Source organism: Cytobacillus spartinae (assembly GCF_042865285.1).
In the GTDB taxonomy this organism is placed as follows: domain Bacteria; phylum Bacillota; class Bacilli; order Bacillales; family Cytobacillaceae; genus Robertmurraya_A; species Robertmurraya_A spartinae.
Map to the genome: position 1 here is coordinate 14919 of NZ_JBIACK010000011.1, position 20036 is coordinate 34954.

Here is a 20036-nt window from a genome sequence, read left to right on the forward strand (position 1 = left end):
GTACGGTATCGGGTAGGAATAGGGTCATATTTTTATAAGTTTTAAATATAATGGTCTAGTCAGTTCCTTTTTCAGCCTTTAGTATACAGAAGGTGTGAAAATATGATATAATTTAAAAAATGCTGTTGCTTATTGATATGAATTCATTTATTATAAAAAGTTAACATATTGAGTGAACTTTTTATAATATATGAATTTTTTGATTTTTAGCACGTTTTGTTTTCCATGTTGTTGTGAAAAATTCCACTTAATTAGGAGTGATTTGTAATGGGATTTGGTAGAAGAAATCAAGAACCTGTTGTAACAGAAGAAACGAAAATTTGGGTTTGTAAATCCGATGATTGTAACTGTTGGTTACGTGATAATTTTAAAAGTAGTGACGTACCTACATGTCCAATTTGTAGCAGTGAGATGGAACAGACTACTAGAGTGATAGAGGTCATTAATAATCCCGGAAAACATTCATAATTAATTTTGGCTTGATCGCTAATATCTTTCCGATGAAATATTATGTTGGTATATATTCTAATTTAACTTGCTATAATTAAGAACTGTTCCTCGTGAACAGTTTTTTTGTTGTGTAAGACCATAAAAATTTCAAGTTAGTGGTAAATGCCCTCGCCCCTTGAGGCATAAGAATGACTAGTAATAATAAACAGATGGTTCATACAAGAAAATAATTGACAGAATAACCCAGTAAACATAAACTACAAATGTTCCTATCCATACATACTGAACAAAATAAAGATAACATTTAGATTTTAGATTACTAGACTGCTTCTGTCTTAAGTGAGCAAAGAATGACAGGAAAGGTTGATTAGATGAGAGTATCATAAGGGTTGTGAGGGGGATTTAGCGTGGAAATGCTACAAAGATTAAATGACTGTCTTGATTATATTGAGGAACATTTAGAGGATGAAATCGATTTAGATGTTCTTTCCTCAATGGCTTATGTTAGTAGATTTCATTTTCAAAAGATGTTTCATATGCTTACGGGTTATACATTTGCAGAATATATTCGTAGAAGAAGGTTAACCTTGGCTGTTCAGGAGTTAACTTCTCCAAACCGGAAAGTGATTGATATTGCCATAAAATATGGTTACGAAACCCCAGAGTCTTTTTCAAAAGCCTTTCGTAAAGTACATGGTATATCACCTTCACAGGTAAGAGATTCATCTCAAGTCTTAAAAGCATTTCCACGAATATCCTTCCAAATATCTATTAAAGGAGAGAGAGAAATGAATTACCGCTTTGTTGATAAAGAGAACGTTGAAATCGTTGGAAAAGGAATAAGAGTTAGTACTGTGAACAATGAAAATCTAAAAAAAATACCTTTATTCTGGGAAGAGGTTAACAGTCAAGGAATCCCAGAACATTTATGTGAATTGACTGGTGGAATGAATGTACTTGGTGTCTGTATGGACTATGATCATGAAAAAGAAGAATTTACTTATTTTATTGGAGTAGAGAATCCTAAATCTGTATCCATTGACGGATATGATAAGAAAAGCATCTCTGCATCAACTTGGGCTGTGTTTGAATCTGTTGGTGCAATGCCTCATGCCATTCAAGCTGTATGGAAGAGAATTTATTCAGAGTGGTTTCCTTCCACTGGCTACCAGCATGCTGGCGGTCCTGAATTTGAGCTATACCTTCCCGGTGATATAACAAGTGAAGATTATATTAGTGAGATTTGGGTTCCTGTTAAAAAACAATAATGTAAGAAGAGAGTGTGCCTTGTTGTACACTCTCTTAAATCTGACGTGCTATCTTCTTTCAGCCGTCTAAAGCGGGATTTTTCCTCTGATAGGGTTCGCTTTTCATATAGAATTAACCCTATACTATTTGGTGAAAAGTTTTACTTCTCTGTAAATTTTGGTAGCGGATCGATAAAACTAGTCCAGTCTAACTTCATTTCCTCCTCAGTTAGTAAACATTGATCTAATGAGGTTTCAATAGATGCTCTACACATATCTATTCCAATGAAAACTAGCTCTGTCTGCTTATCCCCAAAGGTAGTATCCCATTTTTTTTGCAATTCGGGATCCTCAAGAAGCATTTGTTTTTGTTCTTCAAGAGGATATTCCGAAACCCATTCTCCTGCACCTTGTATCGTGATGGTGGAACCTGCTTGAGATAGTAAACCTACAACACGATTTCTCGTTGCAAGCCAAAAGAACCCTTTAGCTCTAACTACATCAACTGGCCAATTTTCCATCCATCCCATAAATCGCTCAGGGTGAAAGGGGATTCTTCGTATATAGACAAAGGAAGAGATTCCGTATTCTTCTGTTTCAGGTGTATGCTCCTCATTTAATTCTTTAATCCATCCAGCAGATTGACTACTCTTTTCAAAATCAAACCTTTTAGTATTTAATATTTTTTTCACGTCTATGTTTGAAAAAGAAGTAGGTAAAATTTCTGCATCTACATTTAACTTTCGTAGGAATGCTTGTAGTTCAAGTGCATCATTATCATCCAATAATTCAGTCTTGTTTAGAATGATAACATCTGCAAACTCTATTTGTTCAATTAAAAGGTCAACAACTTCTCTCGTATCTAGATCATCCGTACTTTGCTTTCGATCAAGAAGTGAATCTCCTGAAGAATAGTCTTCCCAAAAATTAAAAGCATCGACAACTGTAACCATTGTATCAAGCCTGCACTTTGTAGTTAAGTCAATGCCAAACTCTTCATCTTTATAGGTGAAAGTCTGTGCAACAGGAATGGGTTCGCTTATCCCAGAGGATTCGATGACGATATAGTCAATTTCACCTCTATCGACAAGTCTCTCAACTTCCTTCATTAAATCTTCTCTCAATGTACAGCAAATACAGCCGTTTTGAAGTTCTACTAATTTCTCATCTGTTCTAGAAATAGCCCCATTTTTAACAAGTCTTGCGTCTATATTAATTTCGCTCATATCATTAACGATCACAGCAATTCTCAGTCCATCAGTGTTCATTAATATATGATTTAATAATGTTGTTTTTCCCGAGCCTAAATATCCGCTAAGAACGGTAATTGGAATTTTCATAAGTTCCTCCAAGAATGTAATTGATAAGTATTTGGTTAAATAGTAATTGTTACGATTTAAAGTTTATTATATAAAAGGAAATTTGTAAATTGAAATCATTACGATTTGTTACGTGTGGAAGAATAAAAATAAAGAAGGACCGTATAATAAACAGTCCTTCTTCTAGAGCAGTAACTATTCTAAAGGAAGCATTAATTGATAAAATTCAACATCCTGCCATTCGTCAAACTTATATCCAACTTCTTTAAAAGTTCCAATATGTTTGAAGCCAAACTTCTCGTGTAGCTTCACACTTCGGTCATTTCCTGTTGTAATTCCGCCAATGACAGTGTGGTACCCAAGAATTTGAGCTCGATTGATTATTTCCTTCATCAGTGCACTTCCAATCCCAGCACCATGATGATGAGCAAAAATGTAAACAGATAATTCGGTCGTCCGGGAGTAGGCTGGTTTATCCCTAAAAGGATTTAGACAAGCATACCCAACTACGCTACCATTGTCTTCAGCTACAATTAAAGGATATTTTTCACCATATTTACGAAACCAAGTTTCACGATTTTCTAACGTTTCTTCCTTTAAATCAAACGTTGCTGTAGTTGTTCGAATTGCCTCATTATAAATATCGAGTAGAATGGGTAAATCAGTAACTAGTGCATCTCGAATGATAAGCATGCTAATTCCTCCACAAAACATTATTCCCTTAATTTTACCGATACTAGTAAATATGTCCAATAAAAATTTTTTTGATTGTTAAAAATCCCTGTATGAACGTTGACGATTATACAGCGAATACTCTATGTGTTATCTTTAAACTATTGCCAAGAAATCATAATCAGAACAGGGGGCTCAATATGAAGATTATCGTATCTCAACCGTACATTAAAATTATTAGAACGATCTGTGATAATAAACAGCATTCGATTGAAACCGAAGAGTTTTTACACCTATATCCTGATAAAATTTATTCACCAACAAATGTCTTTCAATTACAAAACGTGTTTGATATGTCTTTTAGAAGGATCAATCACTTACAGGGCTTTTTATACCTGCATACAAATCAGGGTGTATTCTCATATAATGTTACCCAAGATCCTTTCCGCTTTATTGATGAATACAAAAGGTTAAAAAGTTAAAGCAAAAAAAAGAGGAGAATCTCTCCCCTTTGTCTTATGCATTATGGAGCAGGTCCCTGATGATTTCTGCTGGCTTCTTTTCATTAAGATGTTGGTGATAAACATTCAATTTTTGAAAAAAATCATTCATTAAGGAATCATTTTCAAAAAATCCTCTCAATTGCGATTCCAATGATTGTTCTTTAGAAGCCCAATTTTGCAAATGAGTAACTACACCTAAATCTGTTAATTTTTCTAGGTTTATCCTCTCTTGTCCAGGTAATGCGTGGTAAATAAAAATAGGTTTCTTCTTATATAAGGCTTCGCTAATTGTTACTCCCCCAGGTTTTGTAACAATTCCGTCGATTGACTCGTAAAGTGCATTCATCTTCTCACGACAAGAAATGTAGGTTAATGGGGTTATATGCTTTCGATTTAGCTTCTTGAGTTTATTAAATAGAACCTCGTTTTTTCCACATAAAACGTAGTAGTGAAATCCGTTGTTCTCCTCTGTTGTTTTTAAAAGCTTTTCAATTTCCCCAACACCTAAGTTTCCACCCGTTAATAATATTTTGTAAGACGTATTAGAAGTGGTTGCTTCTTGTTTGTCTATTGTTATTTTTTTGTGAATGGGAATGCCTGTGTGGTAAATATGTCTGTTAGGAATCCCTTTTTTTATCAGATAGTCCTTAACGTGAATGGAAGGAACAAAATGAAAATCAATGTGATGGACTCCCCAGAAACGATGGATAAAATAGTCAGTATAAATGTTTATAATAGGGATCTTTATTAGTTCCTTTTTCTTCAAGTAGTTAAGCATATACGATGGAAGTGCATGCGTACATACAATTAAATCTGGGCGTACATCATTTAGTAACCTTTTCATGAACGGAAGAAATAAAAGTTCATACAGCCGGTAGCGCTTATCTTCATCCAGTTTACGATAGACAGATGCTTGGTAAATCAAATTGTATATGTTAGGGAAGTATTGAATCCATTTAAGGTAAATTTGTGAGACCAAATTCTCAATTCTTCCGTAACTATATGAAAGAATATCTACTTTCTTACACTGAACATGAGGCATCATTTCTTCGATAGAGTCGATGATGGCATTTGCTGCTTGGTGGTGACCGGAAGGAATCTGTAAAAAAGGTAAAAACAAAATGGTTTTTTCATGCTGTTTCATATGTCACCTCAATGAAGTCTTTTATGACAATGTATGTTCCATCAATTACCGTAAATAAAAGCGACTTTTTCATGTATAATGTTTGGAGGAAGGAGTGATAGAACTTGAAAATTTTACTTTTAATCGGATTGTTTATAATCCTTTATTATTTTATAAAAAAAGCTTATAAGAACACGATGGATATCGTTATTAATAAAATTCAAATAAACCCGGTTCATATAGATAAAAAGAATCCCGTTATGAATATCCTGCACTTATCAGACTTACATTTAGAGAACATTTCCATTTCCCCTCAAGAACTGTACACGAAATTAAAAGATAAACCCATTGACATAATTGCGTTGACAGGTGATTTCCTCGATAGAAAACGTACCATTCCTAAGTTAATTCCTTATTTAGAGGTCCTAAATCAACTAAACGCACCTTATGGTATGTATGCTGTTTTCGGAAATCACGATTATGTTTTACGTGGATCTAATCTCCAAAAGTTGAAGGATACTCTTGAAACCCATCATTGTAAGGTGTTTTTTAATGAAAATACTACGATAAATGTAAAAGGAAGAAGAGTAAATTTAATCGGAATTGACGATTATAGCACAAAGCGAAGTGACATCAAATCATCCTATAAAGGGATTAAGCATGGAACAAACTTGGTACTGACACATGACCCGAATGTAGTATTGGAGATGAAAGATTATCATTTCGATTATCTACTTGCTGGACATTTCCACGGCGGCCAGATTTGTTACCCTAAAGCCTATCATTTAGTTAAGATGGGTAAGATGGTCAGAATGAACATGATCAAAGGTCTTCATAATTATGATGATAAACCGTTTTATATTAGTGAAGGTCTAGGGCAAACAGGCGTAAATATACGTGTAGGAAGCAGACCAGAAATCACTATACACCAATTATCTTTAACATCTAAGAAAGAAGAAGTGCAAACAGCTATTTAAATTTAAAAAGCATCCCTAGGGTGCTTTTTTATATTTCTTTCTTTAAACTATACATCTTTTCTAACTTCTCTTTTGACATCACTAAGTAGCTTGGTGGGTCATGTCTAAAGAGTTTTCTAAAAGAAAGTTTTGTACTAGATAACATTTCAATAGGTACAAAACTGACCCATTTGAACCACCGATAGAAGGGGTGACTTAGCTGAAATGTTTCAAAACCTAAACGATTACAGCCTTTGTTCAATAAAGTAATCCCAATAATCCCTTTTATCTCTTCGGAATATTTATGATTTTCTATATAAAGTTGAATACCAGGTAAAGATTTTAGTACATACTCATAAATAATTTTTCCTTTTTTGATTTCACTTTTAATCCCTTTTAATTCTTTAAGAAGTTTTACATTATGAAGATGAATCTTTACTAACGTATCATTTTTGTTAATGCACGTACCATCTGATAAGGTTATAAGTCTGCCCCTATACTTGGTAAGTCTGACTCTGAAAATATTTTGATGTTCATCTGAACTAGGAAGATAAGTGAGCCGTGTAAACATGAAATAAATAGGGTCTAAAATACTCCAAATAGATAGTAGATATCCCCTCATTGTAGCTTAATCTCCTTTGCACTAATTTCCTTAATCATTTAATAATGCCTTCCGTTTAATCCAAAATCGACTAAATAATATTACCGAAATTAAAAAAATCAAATATCCGAAGATTCCCACAAGAAATAAATAGAAGTCAGTAAATAGTTGATTTCCTCCAAATGAAACAATAAACATAGGAGGAATGATTCCAATCGCTGTTGCAAGTAGATAAGTGAAGAATGAAATCCCGTTCACTGCTGAGTATATATGAACAGCGGGTGGAGGGATTACCGGTATTAGACGCCCCAGTAAAACGGCGATAAAAGAATTGTTCTTTATGAGATGATTTAAATATTCTACTTTTTTATACGTTTTTATTTTCTTAATAAAATAATCAGAAGCTATAAATCGAGCTACTAGATAGTAAGTGATTGCAGCAGTTAATCCTCCAAACCAATTAATTAATAACCCAAGCATCAAACCGAATTTAACCCCCATAATCCCCCCAAATATGGTAAAAGGAATAACGGGAAAAATGGCGAGCATAGCAGATAATAAAAACATAAAGAATAGGTAGGAGCGATCACTATTTTGAATCCATTTCATTAATAGGTCTCGATTTATAAATCCTATTATTAAAAGAATTACATAAAAGAAAATAATAAACCATTTATTCATAATCCGACTCCCGGCATTTACAAAATACGAAAAGGTACTTTTATATTCTCACCGTAAGGTTCATTTTTATGAACAAAGCGATAAAAATGAACATATCAATTTTTTCCTTGAATAAGCACTTGATTTAAACTCTGTATTTATTTTCTATTAACTCCTAATTGTGCTACCCAAATGAATTACTAGAACTTAACATCATAAAAGACCTGAACCAAATCCATTCTAATAGGTGATGGAGTTTAATAACTCTGTCATCTCATGGAGGTGGATTTTCGTGCAAACAATGAATCGTCTTATGTCTCTTTTGTCTAACACGAATACTCAACAGTTTTTAAAAATGTTAACGAATAGAAAGAAAAACGGAAATAGAGGTTGGACATGGTTTTCATTAATTGGATTGGCTGCTGTGGCTTTCATAGCAGGGCGAAATCAAAATGTGATGCATACGGTCAGATCATATGTTGATCGTATGCAAAATGCGAAGCCACTACAATCGCAGTTGAATCTTGCAAGTGAGTTTGCTGAAGAATTTGCTCCAAAAGGACAAACTGACTTTCGAAAACCAAATCAGTAAGATGAAACACTATACTGACAAAAACTACATGCTTTTTAATCGTACTATTAGAGCAAATTAAACTTGCCTCGCTAAAAACAAAAAATTGGGGGTAACATTCATGAAAAACAAACTAATTCTTTCATCAATGTCAGCGGTATTGTCTTTAGGGTTGTTATCAGCATGTGGAGTAGATAATACACGAATGAATGATACTGATGGAGCTGACTACACTCCTGTACGTTACAACCAAAATGACAATGGCCGATACAATAACAATGGGGTTTTTGACAGAGACCATAATGTCTTTGATAATGACTTAAGAAGAAACACAAGAGACGTCGATCCTGTTGAATTTGATACAGATGAAGATTTAGATTTAGACATGGATAATAACGATTTTGACATGACTGACAATGATAATCGAACAAGAAATAATGGAATCCTTAGAAACAACAATACGGGTGTAAGACCTCATGGTGGTAATATGGGAACTGGTACTCGCTAACAAATAAAAGCTTGTAGGGAAAGGGAAACGACCTTTCTCTACAAGCTTTTTCTATTGAATTTCACAATTTAGACAAAAAATTTACAATAATAACCACAAATATGGTATAATTTACCTCAGTTATATGGGCATGGGGATGCACATTGGGGGAGTGAGAAATGAAATTAATATTAGAATCATTGATGGAATGGAAGGAAATAAACGGTCATCAAAAGAGTCAAATATTTCGTTCTTCTGCACACACATTGTCGGACTTGGAGCAGGTTTATGACAAAGATCAGTTATTGAAGATTAGAGGAAGTTATGTACCTTCGAAGCCTGTCATTTGTGGGTATTTCTCTATTCATTCTGATGATTTTCTAAATCCTTTCAATTCGATTAGTAATGATCCACTACTTAAAGTTATACATAATTCGCTTAATAGAACGATAACATCAACCAAGGGAGAAATATGCTATCCGTTGTCTTTAAATGAAGTCTTGCATCTTTGCAAGAATACGGATTATTATGTTTTTTCCATAGAGGGTATGCTTGTTAGAGAGGGAAATATATCATCGATTGAATCACTTTATCGATTAAAAGAGGATAGCTATAAAAATAAAACTCAACAAATTTCCTGAAAAATAGCCACTAGCAATAGTGGCTATTTGCTTTATTAGCGCTCCGTAGGAAAAACACGACGGACCATTTCTGTGAATTCATCAAAGAACCCTTCCACTGGTTCACCACGGTTGATACGGTCACCATAACCAGTCATTCGATCAACAAATTCAGGGTTTGTGGATACATAAACATTTCGAATTTGATTATCGGCTTCTTTCACAGCTTTAGAAATTTTATTCTCAACATCTCTAGATAAATTCTGATTCTCTCTATCGTTATTCAAAACCGCTGCTACATAGGCATTCCGATCAGTCACAATCACATTTGCTTGGCTAACTTCCTCCAAGTCTGTAACTTTGTCCGCTGCTTCATCTGCTACTTCCATTCGATCATCATCATTTTGTCTATTTGTATTGTTTGTGTTGGTAATCCTTGTTGAATCCATATTGCTATCATTACGGATTGACTGCGTGTTCATATCTAATCCTCGGTCCTGGGCTTCTTGGTCACCCGCACATCCTGTTACTAAAAAAACAGCCAGTACTGACATAACAAATAATTTTAGCTTCATAAATCATTCCTCCTGTATGAGAATTCAAGATGCTTTTTCGTTAGCTCCAGTTTATATAAAACTCTAAGCAAGACGAAAGAAGCCATTCATACATAAGGTTCTCTGTTGGGAGAAGGTTATACATGGAAAAATAATCCAATTGCGTTTTGGTTATTTACTTCATTTTGTACTGATAGAGGGAATGGGGGAGCTTCGGACAGGAGAGCATGAAAATAGTTCGAGGACAGTTCGAAGTTAAACGAACTTCGAACAGGAAAGTCAGATAATAGTGAAACAGAGTCCGAAGTCGAGTGCACTTCGGACAGTAGAGCCAGATAATAGTCGAGTATAGTTCGAAGTTGAACAAACTTCGGACAGTGCCTTTGTGCAAATTAAAGTTAAGATTTGCTAGCCCTCAGCCACGATTAAATGTCTACCTTTGTAAAATCAAAGTCAATAATAGGGTACCCTTTTTCTATAATCATTTTTTGAAAATCCATATATTCCTGCTCGTCTATACTCAGATTATTGAGGTTAACGGATTGAATAAACGCAATATATTGGATAATATGTCTTAGCTTTAAGAAATCTTGGAGGTAGCCAAACCACTCTCGATTAAACTGATTATGCTTTTCATATCCTTTTAAAAAGGATTGTAAGAATTCCTTAATAAATACTTGATCATCTTCATGTGGTTTTAGAGGTCTCCAATAAGCATAGAAGAGAATGACGGCTAAATCATTGATGAAATAGTTAAAACCAATATCATCAAAGTCAAACAAAGTAATTTTCCCTTTAGAAATATGAAAGTTTAAGAAATGAAGATCACCGTGTATTAAGCCATAATTATCAACGTTTTTTGGAATACCTTTTAATTTTTCTATTAGTTCTTTTGAAATCTTCCTGAAGTCTTTTTGGTCTTCTGGGATATATTTATCAATATTTAAATAATCTTCCTGGAACCAATGGTTACGTGTCTTGTTACCATGATCATTTGCGTATAGTTTTGTGCATGTATGAAGTTTTCCCGTAATAGATCCCCATTCTTCGAACAAAGCTAAATTCCAATCATCCTCGGTTGGAGGACTACCAGGAGCCCTTTCATAACAAATACACATAAAGTAGTCATCATCAGTACCAATGGTTTCAATAAAGTTCCTTGCAGTTGAAGGAACGGCTTTTGCTACCGAAACCCCTGCTTCCGCCATGTAATTTAGCCAATCAAGTTCTCCTTTAATGTAAGCGCTGGTTCGTCGAATACTATGGGTAATCTTTAGAATAAAATCTTTTTGGTCCTTTTTATATGAATATACGAAGCTATCAAAACCCCCAATAAATTCAACAGTCTTAAAATCAATTTCATAAATATTAATAAATTTCTTTAAGATGGATTCATTAAATTTCTCTTTTATCTCAACTAGCAAGTCATTCACCTAATTCCCTAATAATTCCTATAATAAAAATAATATCATATTAGATAAGCCGATTAAAATACGTTATAATACCAAAGGAGTATTCTCAAAATAATTTAAATATTGAAGCGCTAAAAAATTGAAATAAGTGATAAATCTATATTATAATAGTTATAAAATTCAGAAAAAGGGGAAATTACTTTGATTCGGATGACACTAGCGGGTATTGGCGGGTTTTTCCTTGTTTTTATTGAGGCGTACATCGTTTTGATATTAAAGGGATACCACACCATTGACTTAGGAGGTATTCGCCCCTTTGTTACGGTATGGGCAATGAATTTTTTCTTATTATTCTCCATCTTTACACAGATAAAGTTTTGGCATGAGGATAAACAATTATCAGATGAAACATCAACAGAAAGATAATAAGTGTATGTTAAGATGTTCGGCCCCGAGCATCTTTTTTGTTTGGATTGAGATAGCTAATTTTTCGAGGGAGTGTTACGTTTGAATATCGGATTAGTTCGCCACTTTAAGGTAAAGAGAGGTTATCCAAATAAGCTTGTTACACCGGAGGAATTCATGAAGTGGGTAGAGGAATATGATTTGTCGGACATTGAAGAGGAACACGTTGACTTAGGCAATGTTGAATGGGAAAATTGCTTATCAAGTGACTTACCAAGAGCTAGAAAGACTGCCCAGAAAGTGTTTAATGGGGAAATAGTCGTTCTAAAAGATTTACGCGAAATTAGTTTATCACCTATTTTTAAAAAGAATATACGACTTCCACTATTCATTCACTTATTATTAATTAGACTGGCGTGGCTTTGTAACCACAAATCACAGAAGGAAAACAAAAAACAAGTTTTAAGTCGAATTAATCATGTAATCGATATGTTGATAGAGGAAAATAAGAATGTTCTTGTTGTTGGACATGGGGGTATCATGGTGTTTATGAGAAAAGAATTAGTGAAAAGAGGCTTCTCAGGCCCAGCCTTTAATAGACCTAATCATGCACTAATCTATGTTTTTAAGAAATAGGCAACTTAACTATAAAATCTCTAACATACATAACAACCATCTTCACACAAAAAAAGTCCGCTTCATGGGAAGAAGCGGGAAAAAGAGACGATGAATCGATAGAATAAAAAGCTATATGTAGTGGTTAATTAGCTTTTATATCCTATATATTGTATTTATTCTAACATACGTGATTAGTATGCGCAAATAAGTTTAGCTTCTAAATTTCTTGTAATTCATGAATTTCAACAGTGGATCTTTCTTCTAAAGGTCCTCTCAAGTGTACGGTAGCAGTTCTTCCATCTTCATTTAACTGGTCAATCCAAACGGATACCCCATTGTACTGGACTTCGATGTCAGCTGAAGATGATAAAATTTGTTTCACTCGTTTTGCATCCATTTATTTCACTCCTCAAAGATAGTCATTTTATTTTTTCAAAGTGAATGATTTTTATACTAGACTTTAAATAATTTATAGTTCTCTAGTCAGTTAGCACTTAAAAGTAAAACTAAATAAGGAACAATAATCAATACACTTGATATTCCAAGTAAAATGGTAGTCGTTCCTCTAGTAAATGAATAGGTTTTCTCCTTTTTGAAGAGATGTTGTACCCGATTCTTATAAATCAAAATGGCCAGCATACTAAACCCTATAAATTGTAAGCTGAAAAGTAAAAAATAAGAAGTGCTAATACCCATTAGTTGTTGAATAGTAGATGCTGAGATGGTAAAAATCATTCTGTCATTTATCCAACCAATTAGTCCGAAATATAACACCAAAAATAACAACACCCTAAAGAATTCTATATAAAAGACAGTCACTCTACTCATTAATCATCAAACTCCCAAGGTTATGAATATTCCTTGGTAAGTATATCCCAAAATTTATCTCAATATAAGGAAGCATAAACAAACCGTAAAGATGTGGCTAGACGCAACCCAACCTCTTCTTTACGGTTCATGTAATTATTTCTTGTTTATTTGGCGACCACTTTTCTTTTGGCTTTGAGATTGGTCATTTCCAACTTGATAATCCTCTCCAAATTCCACATCCGATTTTCCACGTTGTTTGCCCAGTTGTTTGGACGTCTGTTCTTGATTTTGTTTTCCTTGTTTATTCACATTAAGTCCTCCCTTTAAGAAATGTCTCAACTATTATTAACATTTTTAAAACTTTCTATGTTAGAGAATGATGACTGAAACCATAAGGTAACCTAAAGAGAAGGAGTTGATTGTGCTTTAAAACATTCAAAATCATTCATCGTCTCGAAGTGAGTGGTTGTTTTTGATTGTTTTTGAAAGAAAATGATTGATTTATGAAAGGGGTTACAGTAAAATAAACTCATGAAGAGATTATTCTCAGGGGGTGAGCTTTGTGCTAACGCCGGAGCGCCATCGACTAATACTCGAAATACTAAAGGATAAAAATATCATAAAAATACAGGAACTAGTTGATTTAACAAATACATCTGAATCTACCATTAGACGCGATCTAACTCAATTAGAACAAGGGAAATTTTTAAAACGAATCCATGGTGGTGCTGCAAGGCTACAGGGGAAACTTGAAGAACCAAGTATGACTGAAAAATCAGCCATAAACCTTCAACCGAAAAAAGCAATCGCTCAATTCGCTTCAAATTTAGTCGAAGAGGGAGAATGTATTTATTTAGATGCAGGCTCAACTGTACTTGAAATGATTCCTTTTCTTCCAAAGAATATCGTAGTTGTAACAAATGGTTTAATGCACGTAAATGCACTTTTAGAGAAAAAAATCGATATGTATTTAATCGGTGGCTTTGCAAAACAAAAAACCAAAGCCATTATCGGTAGAGGAGCGCTTGCTAGTCTAGAACACTATCGATTTGATAAGTGTTTTATGGGTGTGAATGGGATACATCCACAATTCGGATACACAACACCCGACCAAGAAGAGGCATTAATAAAAAATTTGGCCATTACACTTTCAAGAGAAGCGTTTGTTCTAAGTGATGATTCTAAGTTTGGTGAGATATCTTTCGCTAAAATAGCTGATCTTCATGAAGCGAGTATTATTACGAATGAATTTGAAGCAGACACAAAAGAACACTATCTAAGTAAAACCACAATAAAGGTCGTGACAGCATGATATACACTCTAACTCTGAATCCATCTGTTGACTACATCGTAGCAGTAGACAATATGGAATTAGGAGGCCTAAACAGAACAACAAGTGAGACGAAATTTCCTGGTGGGAAAGGAATTAATGTTTCAAGAGTATTAAAAAGATTGGATATAAATAGTAAGGCTCTTGGATTTATCGGCGGTTTTACAGGCGATTATATCGAGAAATACCTGCAATCAGAGGGAATAGAAACAAAGTTTATACGCGTTTCTGAAGACACAAGAATTAACGTGAAACTAAAGTCAAATCAAGAGACAGAGATTAATGGTAGTGGACCATGTATCTCTAAAGATGCTTTTTTAGATTTAATAAACCAAATCAGTCATCTTTCACAGGAAGATCTACTAGTGCTAGCTGGAAGTATCCCTTCAACGTTACCTTCAAATACGTATGAAGAAATCGTAAAGATATGTAATGAAAACGGAGTAAGGTTTGTGGTTGATGCCGAGGGAGACTTATTAAAAAAAGTACTTTCCCATAACCCCTTTTTAATTAAACCTAATCACCACGAGCTAGGACAACTATTTGGCACAACTGTCTCTAGTTGTGAAGATGCCCTTACATTCGGAAAACAATTGGTTGAGATGGGTGCGGAAAATGTCATAGTGTCTCTTGCGGATAAAGGTGCGGTATTTGTTAACAAAGATGTACAAATTATTTCAAATGTCCCTAAAGGCGAAATGAAAAGTTCAGTAGGGGCAGGGGATTCAATGGTTGCTGGTTTTCTGTCAGCTTACGAGAGAACAAAAGATGTTAAAGAATCATTTCGTTATAGTGTCGCATCAGGAAGTGCAACAGCTTTTTCTATAGGACTGTGTAACAGAGATTTAGTAGAACAATTATTGACCCAAGTCAATTTCCAAGAGGAGAGAGAATGATGAAGATTACAGAACTACTAACCAAAGAAACCATTCATTTAGACTTAAAGAGCCAAAATAAGTCAACTGTAATTGATGAGCTTGTAAATGTGCTTGATAAAGCTGGCAAACTATCGGATTCTGAGAAATTTAAAGAAGGAATCTTAAAAAGAGAAGAACAGAGCACTACAGGCATTGGGGAAGGAGTTGCGATTCCACATGCGAAAACAAATGCAGTCAAACAAGCAGCAATTGCTTTTGGGAAGTCAATTGATGGAATTGATTATGAGTCGCTAGATGGGCAACCAGCACATTTATTTTTCATGATTGCAGCACCAGAGGGAGCAAATAACACACATTTAGAAGCTTTATCACGTCTTTCTTCTATTTTAATGAAAGAGGAAGCTCGTCAAAAACTACTAAATGCAAAAACAAGTAGTGAAGTGATAGGGATTATTGATAGCTATGATCAAGAAGATTCGAAGGAGGAGAGCACTGCTTCAAGTAACAAAAAGTTTATTGTTGCAGTAACGGCTTGTCCTACCGGGATTGCCCATACTTTTATGGCTGCTGACTCTTTAAAGGCTAAGGCAGAAGAAATGGGTGTAGACATAAAAGTCGAGACAAGAGGCGCTGGCGGAGCAAAAAATGTTCTAACACAGAGCGATATAGATAACGCAATCGCAGTAATCGTTGCAGCAGATACTAACGTTGAGACAGACCGTTTCGCTGGTAAACATGTGATTGAAACACATGTTGCTGATGGGATTCGCAGACCAAAAGAACTTATTGAAAAAGCGATTAAACAAGATGCACCAGTATATAAAGGTAGTGGGAACAAATCCTCAAATTCTGAAGATAAACATCAAGGTAGAGGAATTGCTTCACAAATCTACAAACACTTAATGAATGGTGTTTCTAACATGCTACCGTTCGTTGTCGGTGGTGGTATCCTTATCGCTATTTCATTTATGTTTGGATATAATGCATTTAATCCTGAAGATCCATCATACCACCCAATCGCTGAAGCGTTAATGACTATTGGTGGTGGGAATGCATTTGGACTTATTGTACCGATTTTAGCAGCATTTATTGCTATGAGTATTGCTGACCGTCCTGGATTTGCAGCAGGTGCTGTTGGTGGTATGTTAGCTGCAAGTGGCGGTGCAGGATTCCTTGGAGGTATTATTGCAGGTTTCTTAGCAGGGTATGTTGTTGTTGGATTGAAAAAAGTATTCGCAGGACTTCCTGCTTCATTGGAAGGTATCAAAACGATCTTAATTTATCCGTTATTAGGTATCGCAATAACTGGTTTCACAATGTTGTATGTAGTAAATAAACCAGTAGGTGCACTAAATACATCTATCACTGAATGGTTAACTGGATTAGGAACAGGAAACGCAATATTATTAGGTATTGTATTAGGGTTAATGATGGCATTTGATATGGGTGGACCGGTTAATAAAGCCGCTTATGTGTTTGGAACTGGTTTACTAGCGAGTGGAGTTTATGAGCCAATGGCTGCAATTATGGCTGCTGGTATGGTTCCGCCGTTAGGTATCGCTTTAGCAACTACAATTTTTAAGAATAAGTTTACCAAACAAGAACAAGATGCTGGTAAAGCAAACTATATTATGGGACTTTCGTTTATTACAGAAGGCGCAATCCCATTCGCAGCAGCCGATCCAATTCGTGTCATTCCTTCTATTATGGCTGGGTCGGCAGTTGCTGGTGCACTATCTATGATGTTTGAAATAGGTTTACGTGCACCACATGGTGGTTTATTCGTAATACCACTAGTTGACGGAGCATGGTTTATGTATCTATTAGCAATCGTAATTGGAGCAGTAGTATCAGCTTTATTAATAGGATTCTTAAAAAAGCCAATTAGATAGTTATAACAAAAAGTCAGTGGACGTAACGTTTACTGACTTTTTTTGCTTGAATTTATTGGAAAAGTATGGTTAAATAAAATAAACTATGTAGTCTATTTAGGGGTATGGTTATATGGGGGTGATTAGAATGGTCATCATTATTTTCACAAAGAGGAATGAAAAAAGTACCAAATAAAAGTATGAAGGCATTATGTAATTAATATGTGACTTACACTCTATGAGTGTATTTTTTTTTCTGTTATGGTTAACGGTACCAATTTCGATTAAAGTCTAACTCTAAAACTTGCCCGAATTTAACAGCAAAATCAATAAAATAGGCACCTTTAGCGGTCAATATCCCTTTATCAAATACAACTGGAGCATCCACAAACGCTTTTTCCGGGAAAACGCCAAGAAATTCTCGGGCTTGTTTAGAAATTCCCGTCGTATAGAATCGGTCAAGTAGTATACCTGCTTTTGCGAGTAGATAAGGAGCACTCGAAATGGCACCAATAACAGCATCCTGTTCATAGACTTTTCGTATAAATTCAAAAAGTGGTTTTTCGTCGATTAGGTGCTGGAAATCATCTACCCCAGGTAATACTAAACTTTGGATCATTTCCATGTTTACCTCATCTATTGTTGTTTCTGGGATACATGTTAAACCTGCTTCTCCTTTTATAGGATTATGGTCTAATCCAATAAAAACCTTCGGGTGATTTGCCTGTGTCAATACCGATATAATAACAGAAAGCTCATATTCACTATACCTAGGATATAAAAGAATCCCCGTTGTCATATTCATTCCCCCTAAATCAAATTATAGAATAGTTCTACACTTTCGATGTATTTCCTTTTAAGATTCTAAATATTTTAAAAATTGTTTACTATCATCTAGCAAGCCCCCCCTCCTATAGTCATAAATATAATCATTTGAAATAAAATTTTATGAGTATGGTGAAAGAGGAGATGATTATTTGGCGAATTTTGAAAAGGTTGCAAAGTTCGAGCATGAATTTTGGTTGCAGGTGTTAGGGGATCACGCAAGATTCATTCACGATTCACTCTCTCCAAAGGAAAAGTCGGAGATAGATAAGGCTAACTATTTTATTCAAACCTTTGATCAATTATTAGGAAGAGTAAAGGTTGATAATTTAGTTGAATTAAGTAAGAAAGCAGAACAAGAAGCAAATAAATTAAGGGAATTTAAGCTTCATCTTATGGAGTCACACCTTGTCGGAAAAATCACCATACATCTTGGTCCCACATTCATCAATCATATGGTAAATGAACTTGAAGAGTATTTACTTATCCTAGGTTACTTAACAAAAGGAGAAGTTCCACCAGTATTCCACGAGCTTCATCACCATTTAATTTGGTTATTAGACGCTGCCGGTCATGCTGGTGCTATTTTTGATAATATGGATCGTATTGAAAAGAAGATTAAAGAAAAAAGCGATGACTTTACAAAGGATTTTGAAGCCTTTTATCTAAAGGCAGTGGAAATGACGGGATATCTTCGAACCAATTTATCCTCCTTTCCAGCATTAGAAAAGTTTAATGATGATGTCTCACTAGAGATGAAACTGTTTATGAATTTCCTTCATGAAATTGAAGAGCTTGAGCTAAGTAAGAAAGCATTGGGGACATTTGCACCTCTAATGGCTGATCACATGATGCGAGAAGAATGTTATTATTTAATGAAGTTATCAGAATCTACTGATCTAAAAAAGCCGAATTGTGACCCTACGAAACCAAGACTTAAACAATAAATAAAATGGAGAGTGCTAAAAATAGTGCTCTCTTTTTGTTCATTGTGCTCTCATGGCAACATAAGGTCCCTATTGTTATTCCCTGTAAGAAAACGTAGTGCTGTAGGGAATGCATAAAGAATAAAGAATATAGATAGTGAAAAGCTAAATAGAGAGGCAACAACACCATTCTTTTTAAGGAGGTCATTATGAAGGACAACCAAATCCCGTTTAAGGAAAGCTATGAGTCAGATGGAGAAATGGGAAATAAAAAAGGATCGAAAGAGCGGAAAAGTGAAGAAAAAGACAAAAATGATTTCTTTAACATAACTCCTAGTAGTGAATAAATGGTTAGCGGCACAACTTTAATGGTTGTGCCGCCATTTGTTAGGTAAGCTGTTTAATGAATTCTTTCATCAATCCTGGAAGATCTGGCCACGCATGACCGGAAACAAGATTGCCTTCAACATGTAGTGGTTTCTCTATATATGTTGCACCTGCAGCCTCTACTTCAGGTTTGCATGCAATATAGGCGGTTAACTCTCTACCCTCTAGATACTGACGGACTGTTGTTAATACTAGGCTTGCATGACAAACTGCTGCTACAGGTTTATTTTCTTTAAAGAAGTGAGCGACAATTCTTGGGACATTTTCATTTAGACGAATATATTCAGGTGCACGGCCCCCAGGGATAATCAACCCGTCATATTCTTCTGGATTTACGTCCTCAAATGCTAGATGTGCGTCTATTAAATATCCTTGCTTTTCTGTATACGTATCCCAGCCAACGAAGTCATGAACAACAGTGTGGAGTTTTTTCTGAGATGGAGCGGAAATTTTGACATCAAAGCCTTCCTCTAAACAACGAAAATACGGATAATAAATTTCTAGTGACTCTACTGCATCACCAGCTAAGATTAATACTTTTTTTGACAATGGATACTCCTCCTCTCCGATTTGGGCTTGTCGCCTCTTTATATATATTCAAAATTTTTCCTTTAAGTCCTCCCATGTCACGAAAAATTCATAATCTTGAGGCTCTTGGTAAAAGTTTAAGCAGAGGGAAAAATGAATGAAAATCAGACCGTTTAGTCATATTAAAATTGTATAACTAAATTGTTGGGGGACTTAAAATGACGAAAAGAAATATTAAAACGAAATCAGGTTTACAAAGTGTAAAGAAAAGTATAAATGATAT

General features: G+C 34.8%; 26 protein-coding genes. 14 read left to right on the plus strand and 12 right to left on the minus strand.

Annotated features, from left to right (window positions below; all coding sequences use genetic code 11):
- Positions 1–267 precede the first annotated feature (267 nt).
- Both ACFYKX_RS18970 and ACFYKX_RS18975 read left to right on the plus strand, forming a co-directional pair.
- Positions 268–468: a cold-shock protein gene (locus ACFYKX_RS18970; RefSeq protein ID WP_389362653.1), complete on the plus strand. Its 201-nt coding sequence runs from the start codon at positions 268–270 to the stop codon at positions 466–468.
- Positions 469–863: 395 nt separating this feature from the next.
- On the plus strand, positions 864–1718 hold the full coding sequence (locus ACFYKX_RS18975) for an AraC family transcriptional regulator (protein ID WP_389362923.1): 855 nt from the start codon (positions 864–866) through the stop codon (positions 1716–1718).
- A 140-nt stretch (positions 1719–1858) separates the two neighbouring features.
- On the opposite strand, the gene ACFYKX_RS18980 is transcribed toward ACFYKX_RS18975, so the two are convergent.
- Together ACFYKX_RS18980 and ACFYKX_RS18985 are read right to left on the minus strand one after the other, a co-directional pair.
- Entirely contained in the window at positions 1859–3037 is a 1179-nt protein-coding gene (locus tag ACFYKX_RS18980) for a GTP-binding protein (RefSeq protein ID WP_389362654.1), read from the minus strand.
- A gap of 174 nt (positions 3038–3211) precedes the next feature.
- Complete coding sequence (locus ACFYKX_RS18985) at positions 3212–3709, minus strand: GNAT family N-acetyltransferase (protein ID WP_389362655.1); 498 nt, start codon at positions 3707–3709, stop codon at positions 3212–3214.
- A gap of 179 nt (positions 3710–3888) precedes the next feature.
- Between ACFYKX_RS18985 and ACFYKX_RS18990 the strand changes: the two genes are divergently transcribed.
- Positions 3889–4170, plus strand: coding sequence for a hypothetical protein (locus ACFYKX_RS18990; RefSeq protein WP_389362656.1), 282 nt, complete (start codon positions 3889–3891; stop codon positions 4168–4170).
- Between the two features lie 34 nt (positions 4171–4204).
- Here ACFYKX_RS18990 and ACFYKX_RS18995 read toward each other — a convergent pair whose 3' ends face one another.
- Positions 4205–5335, minus strand: a complete 1131-nt coding sequence (locus ACFYKX_RS18995) for an MGDG synthase family glycosyltransferase (protein ID WP_389362657.1) — start codon at positions 5333–5335, stop codon at positions 4205–4207.
- A 104-nt stretch (positions 5336–5439) separates the two neighbouring features.
- Here ACFYKX_RS18995 and ACFYKX_RS19000 point away from each other — a divergent pair, with 104 nt between their 5' ends.
- Positions 5440–6291, plus strand: a complete 852-nt coding sequence (locus ACFYKX_RS19000) for a metallophosphoesterase (RefSeq protein WP_389362658.1) — start codon at positions 5440–5442, stop codon at positions 6289–6291.
- A gap of 28 nt (positions 6292–6319) precedes the next feature.
- On the opposite strand, the gene ACFYKX_RS19005 is transcribed toward ACFYKX_RS19000, so the two are convergent.
- Both ACFYKX_RS19005 and ACFYKX_RS19010 read right to left on the minus strand, forming a co-directional pair.
- Positions 6320–6892 carry a YkoP family protein gene (locus tag ACFYKX_RS19005; RefSeq protein WP_389362659.1) on the minus strand — a complete coding sequence of 191 codons (573 nt, stop codon included), beginning with the start codon at positions 6890–6892 and terminating at the stop codon, positions 6320–6322.
- 30 nt (positions 6893–6922) lie between these two features.
- Complete coding sequence (locus tag ACFYKX_RS19010) at positions 6923–7552, minus strand: TVP38/TMEM64 family protein (protein ID WP_389362660.1); 630 nt, start codon at positions 7550–7552, stop codon at positions 6923–6925.
- 271 nt (positions 7553–7823) lie between these two features.
- Here ACFYKX_RS19010 and ACFYKX_RS19015 point away from each other — a divergent pair, with 271 nt between their 5' ends.
- The 3 genes from ACFYKX_RS19015 (at position 7824) to ACFYKX_RS19025 (ending at position 9230) form a co-directional block, all read left to right on the plus strand.
- Positions 7824–8123: a hypothetical protein gene (locus tag ACFYKX_RS19015; RefSeq protein WP_389362661.1), complete on the plus strand. Its 300-nt coding sequence runs from the start codon at positions 7824–7826 to the stop codon at positions 8121–8123.
- Positions 8124–8223: 100 nt separating this feature from the next.
- Positions 8224–8610 (plus strand): hypothetical protein, encoded by a 387-nt coding sequence (locus tag ACFYKX_RS19020; RefSeq protein WP_389362662.1) that lies wholly within the window; start codon positions 8224–8226, stop codon positions 8608–8610.
- A gap of 158 nt (positions 8611–8768) precedes the next feature.
- A complete protein-coding gene (locus ACFYKX_RS19025; protein ID WP_389362663.1) occupies positions 8769–9230 on the plus strand; it encodes a hypothetical protein in 462 nt (153 codons plus the stop codon).
- 35 nt (positions 9231–9265) lie between these two features.
- Here ACFYKX_RS19025 and ACFYKX_RS19030 read toward each other — a convergent pair whose 3' ends face one another.
- Complete coding sequence (locus tag ACFYKX_RS19030) at positions 9266–9784, minus strand: YhcN/YlaJ family sporulation lipoprotein (RefSeq protein WP_389362664.1); 519 nt, start codon at positions 9782–9784, stop codon at positions 9266–9268.
- Positions 9785–10188: 404 nt separating this feature from the next.
- Positions 10189–11187, minus strand: a complete 999-nt coding sequence (locus ACFYKX_RS19035; RefSeq protein ID WP_389362665.1) for a phosphotransferase enzyme family protein — start codon at positions 11185–11187, stop codon at positions 10189–10191.
- A gap of 198 nt (positions 11188–11385) precedes the next feature.
- Between ACFYKX_RS19035 and ACFYKX_RS19040 the strand changes: the two genes are divergently transcribed.
- Both ACFYKX_RS19040 and ACFYKX_RS19045 read left to right on the plus strand, forming a co-directional pair.
- A complete protein-coding gene (locus ACFYKX_RS19040) occupies positions 11386–11601 on the plus strand; it encodes a hypothetical protein (protein ID WP_389362925.1) in 216 nt (71 codons plus the stop codon).
- 72 nt (positions 11602–11673) lie between these two features.
- Positions 11674–12216 (plus strand): histidine phosphatase family protein, encoded by a 543-nt coding sequence (locus ACFYKX_RS19045; protein WP_389362666.1) that lies wholly within the window; start codon positions 11674–11676, stop codon positions 12214–12216.
- A gap of 199 nt (positions 12217–12415) precedes the next feature.
- Here ACFYKX_RS19045 and ACFYKX_RS19050 read toward each other — a convergent pair whose 3' ends face one another.
- The 3 genes from ACFYKX_RS19050 to ACFYKX_RS19060 form a co-directional block, all read right to left on the minus strand.
- Positions 12416–12595, minus strand: a complete 180-nt coding sequence (locus ACFYKX_RS19050; RefSeq protein ID WP_389362667.1) for a small, acid-soluble spore protein, H family — start codon at positions 12593–12595, stop codon at positions 12416–12418.
- 86 nt (positions 12596–12681) lie between these two features.
- The gene (locus tag ACFYKX_RS19055) at positions 12682–13026 is read right to left on the minus strand and encodes a hypothetical protein (protein ID WP_389362668.1); all 345 of its coding nucleotides are present in this window, start codon (positions 13024–13026) and stop codon (positions 12682–12684) included.
- 135 nt (positions 13027–13161) lie between these two features.
- Entirely contained in the window at positions 13162–13317 is a 156-nt protein-coding gene (locus tag ACFYKX_RS19060) for a hypothetical protein (protein WP_389362669.1), read from the minus strand.
- 253 nt (positions 13318–13570) lie between these two features.
- Here ACFYKX_RS19060 and ACFYKX_RS19065 point away from each other — a divergent pair, with 253 nt between their 5' ends.
- The 3 genes from ACFYKX_RS19065 to ACFYKX_RS19075 are packed head-to-tail and all read left to right on the plus strand — an operon-like array spanning position 13571 to position 17108.
- Complete coding sequence (locus tag ACFYKX_RS19065) at positions 13571–14320, plus strand: DeoR/GlpR family DNA-binding transcription regulator (protein WP_389362670.1); 750 nt, start codon at positions 13571–13573, stop codon at positions 14318–14320.
- Positions 14317–15234: a 1-phosphofructokinase gene (gene pfkB / locus ACFYKX_RS19070; protein ID WP_389362671.1), complete on the plus strand. Its 918-nt coding sequence runs from the start codon at positions 14317–14319 to the stop codon at positions 15232–15234. Before ACFYKX_RS19065 ends, pfkB begins: the two co-directional genes overlap by 4 nt.
- Positions 15234–17108 carry a PTS fructose transporter subunit IIABC gene (locus ACFYKX_RS19075; protein ID WP_389362927.1) on the plus strand — a complete coding sequence of 625 codons (1875 nt, stop codon included), beginning with the start codon at positions 15234–15236 and terminating at the stop codon, positions 17106–17108. The genes pfkB and ACFYKX_RS19075 overlap by 1 nt, the downstream gene beginning before the upstream one ends.
- Positions 17109–17352: 244 nt before the next feature.
- Here the strand turns inward: ACFYKX_RS19075 and ACFYKX_RS19080 are convergent, their stop codons facing one another.
- Complete coding sequence (locus ACFYKX_RS19080) at positions 17353–17886, minus strand: DJ-1/PfpI family protein (protein ID WP_389362672.1); 534 nt, start codon at positions 17884–17886, stop codon at positions 17353–17355.
- A 178-nt stretch (positions 17887–18064) separates the two neighbouring features.
- Here ACFYKX_RS19080 and ACFYKX_RS19085 point away from each other — a divergent pair, with 178 nt between their 5' ends.
- Together ACFYKX_RS19085 and ACFYKX_RS19090 are read left to right on the plus strand one after the other, a co-directional pair.
- Positions 18065–18859: a DUF2935 domain-containing protein gene (locus ACFYKX_RS19085; RefSeq protein WP_389362673.1), complete on the plus strand. Its 795-nt coding sequence runs from the start codon at positions 18065–18067 to the stop codon at positions 18857–18859.
- Between the two features lie 188 nt (positions 18860–19047).
- Entirely contained in the window at positions 19048–19185 is a 138-nt protein-coding gene (locus tag ACFYKX_RS19090) for a hypothetical protein (RefSeq protein WP_389362674.1), read from the plus strand.
- Between the two features lie 40 nt (positions 19186–19225).
- Here the strand turns inward: ACFYKX_RS19090 and ACFYKX_RS19095 are convergent, their stop codons facing one another.
- Positions 19226–19774: a DJ-1/PfpI family protein gene (locus ACFYKX_RS19095; protein ID WP_389362675.1), complete on the minus strand. Its 549-nt coding sequence runs from the start codon at positions 19772–19774 to the stop codon at positions 19226–19228.
- Between the last annotated feature and the right edge of the window lie 262 nt (positions 19775–20036).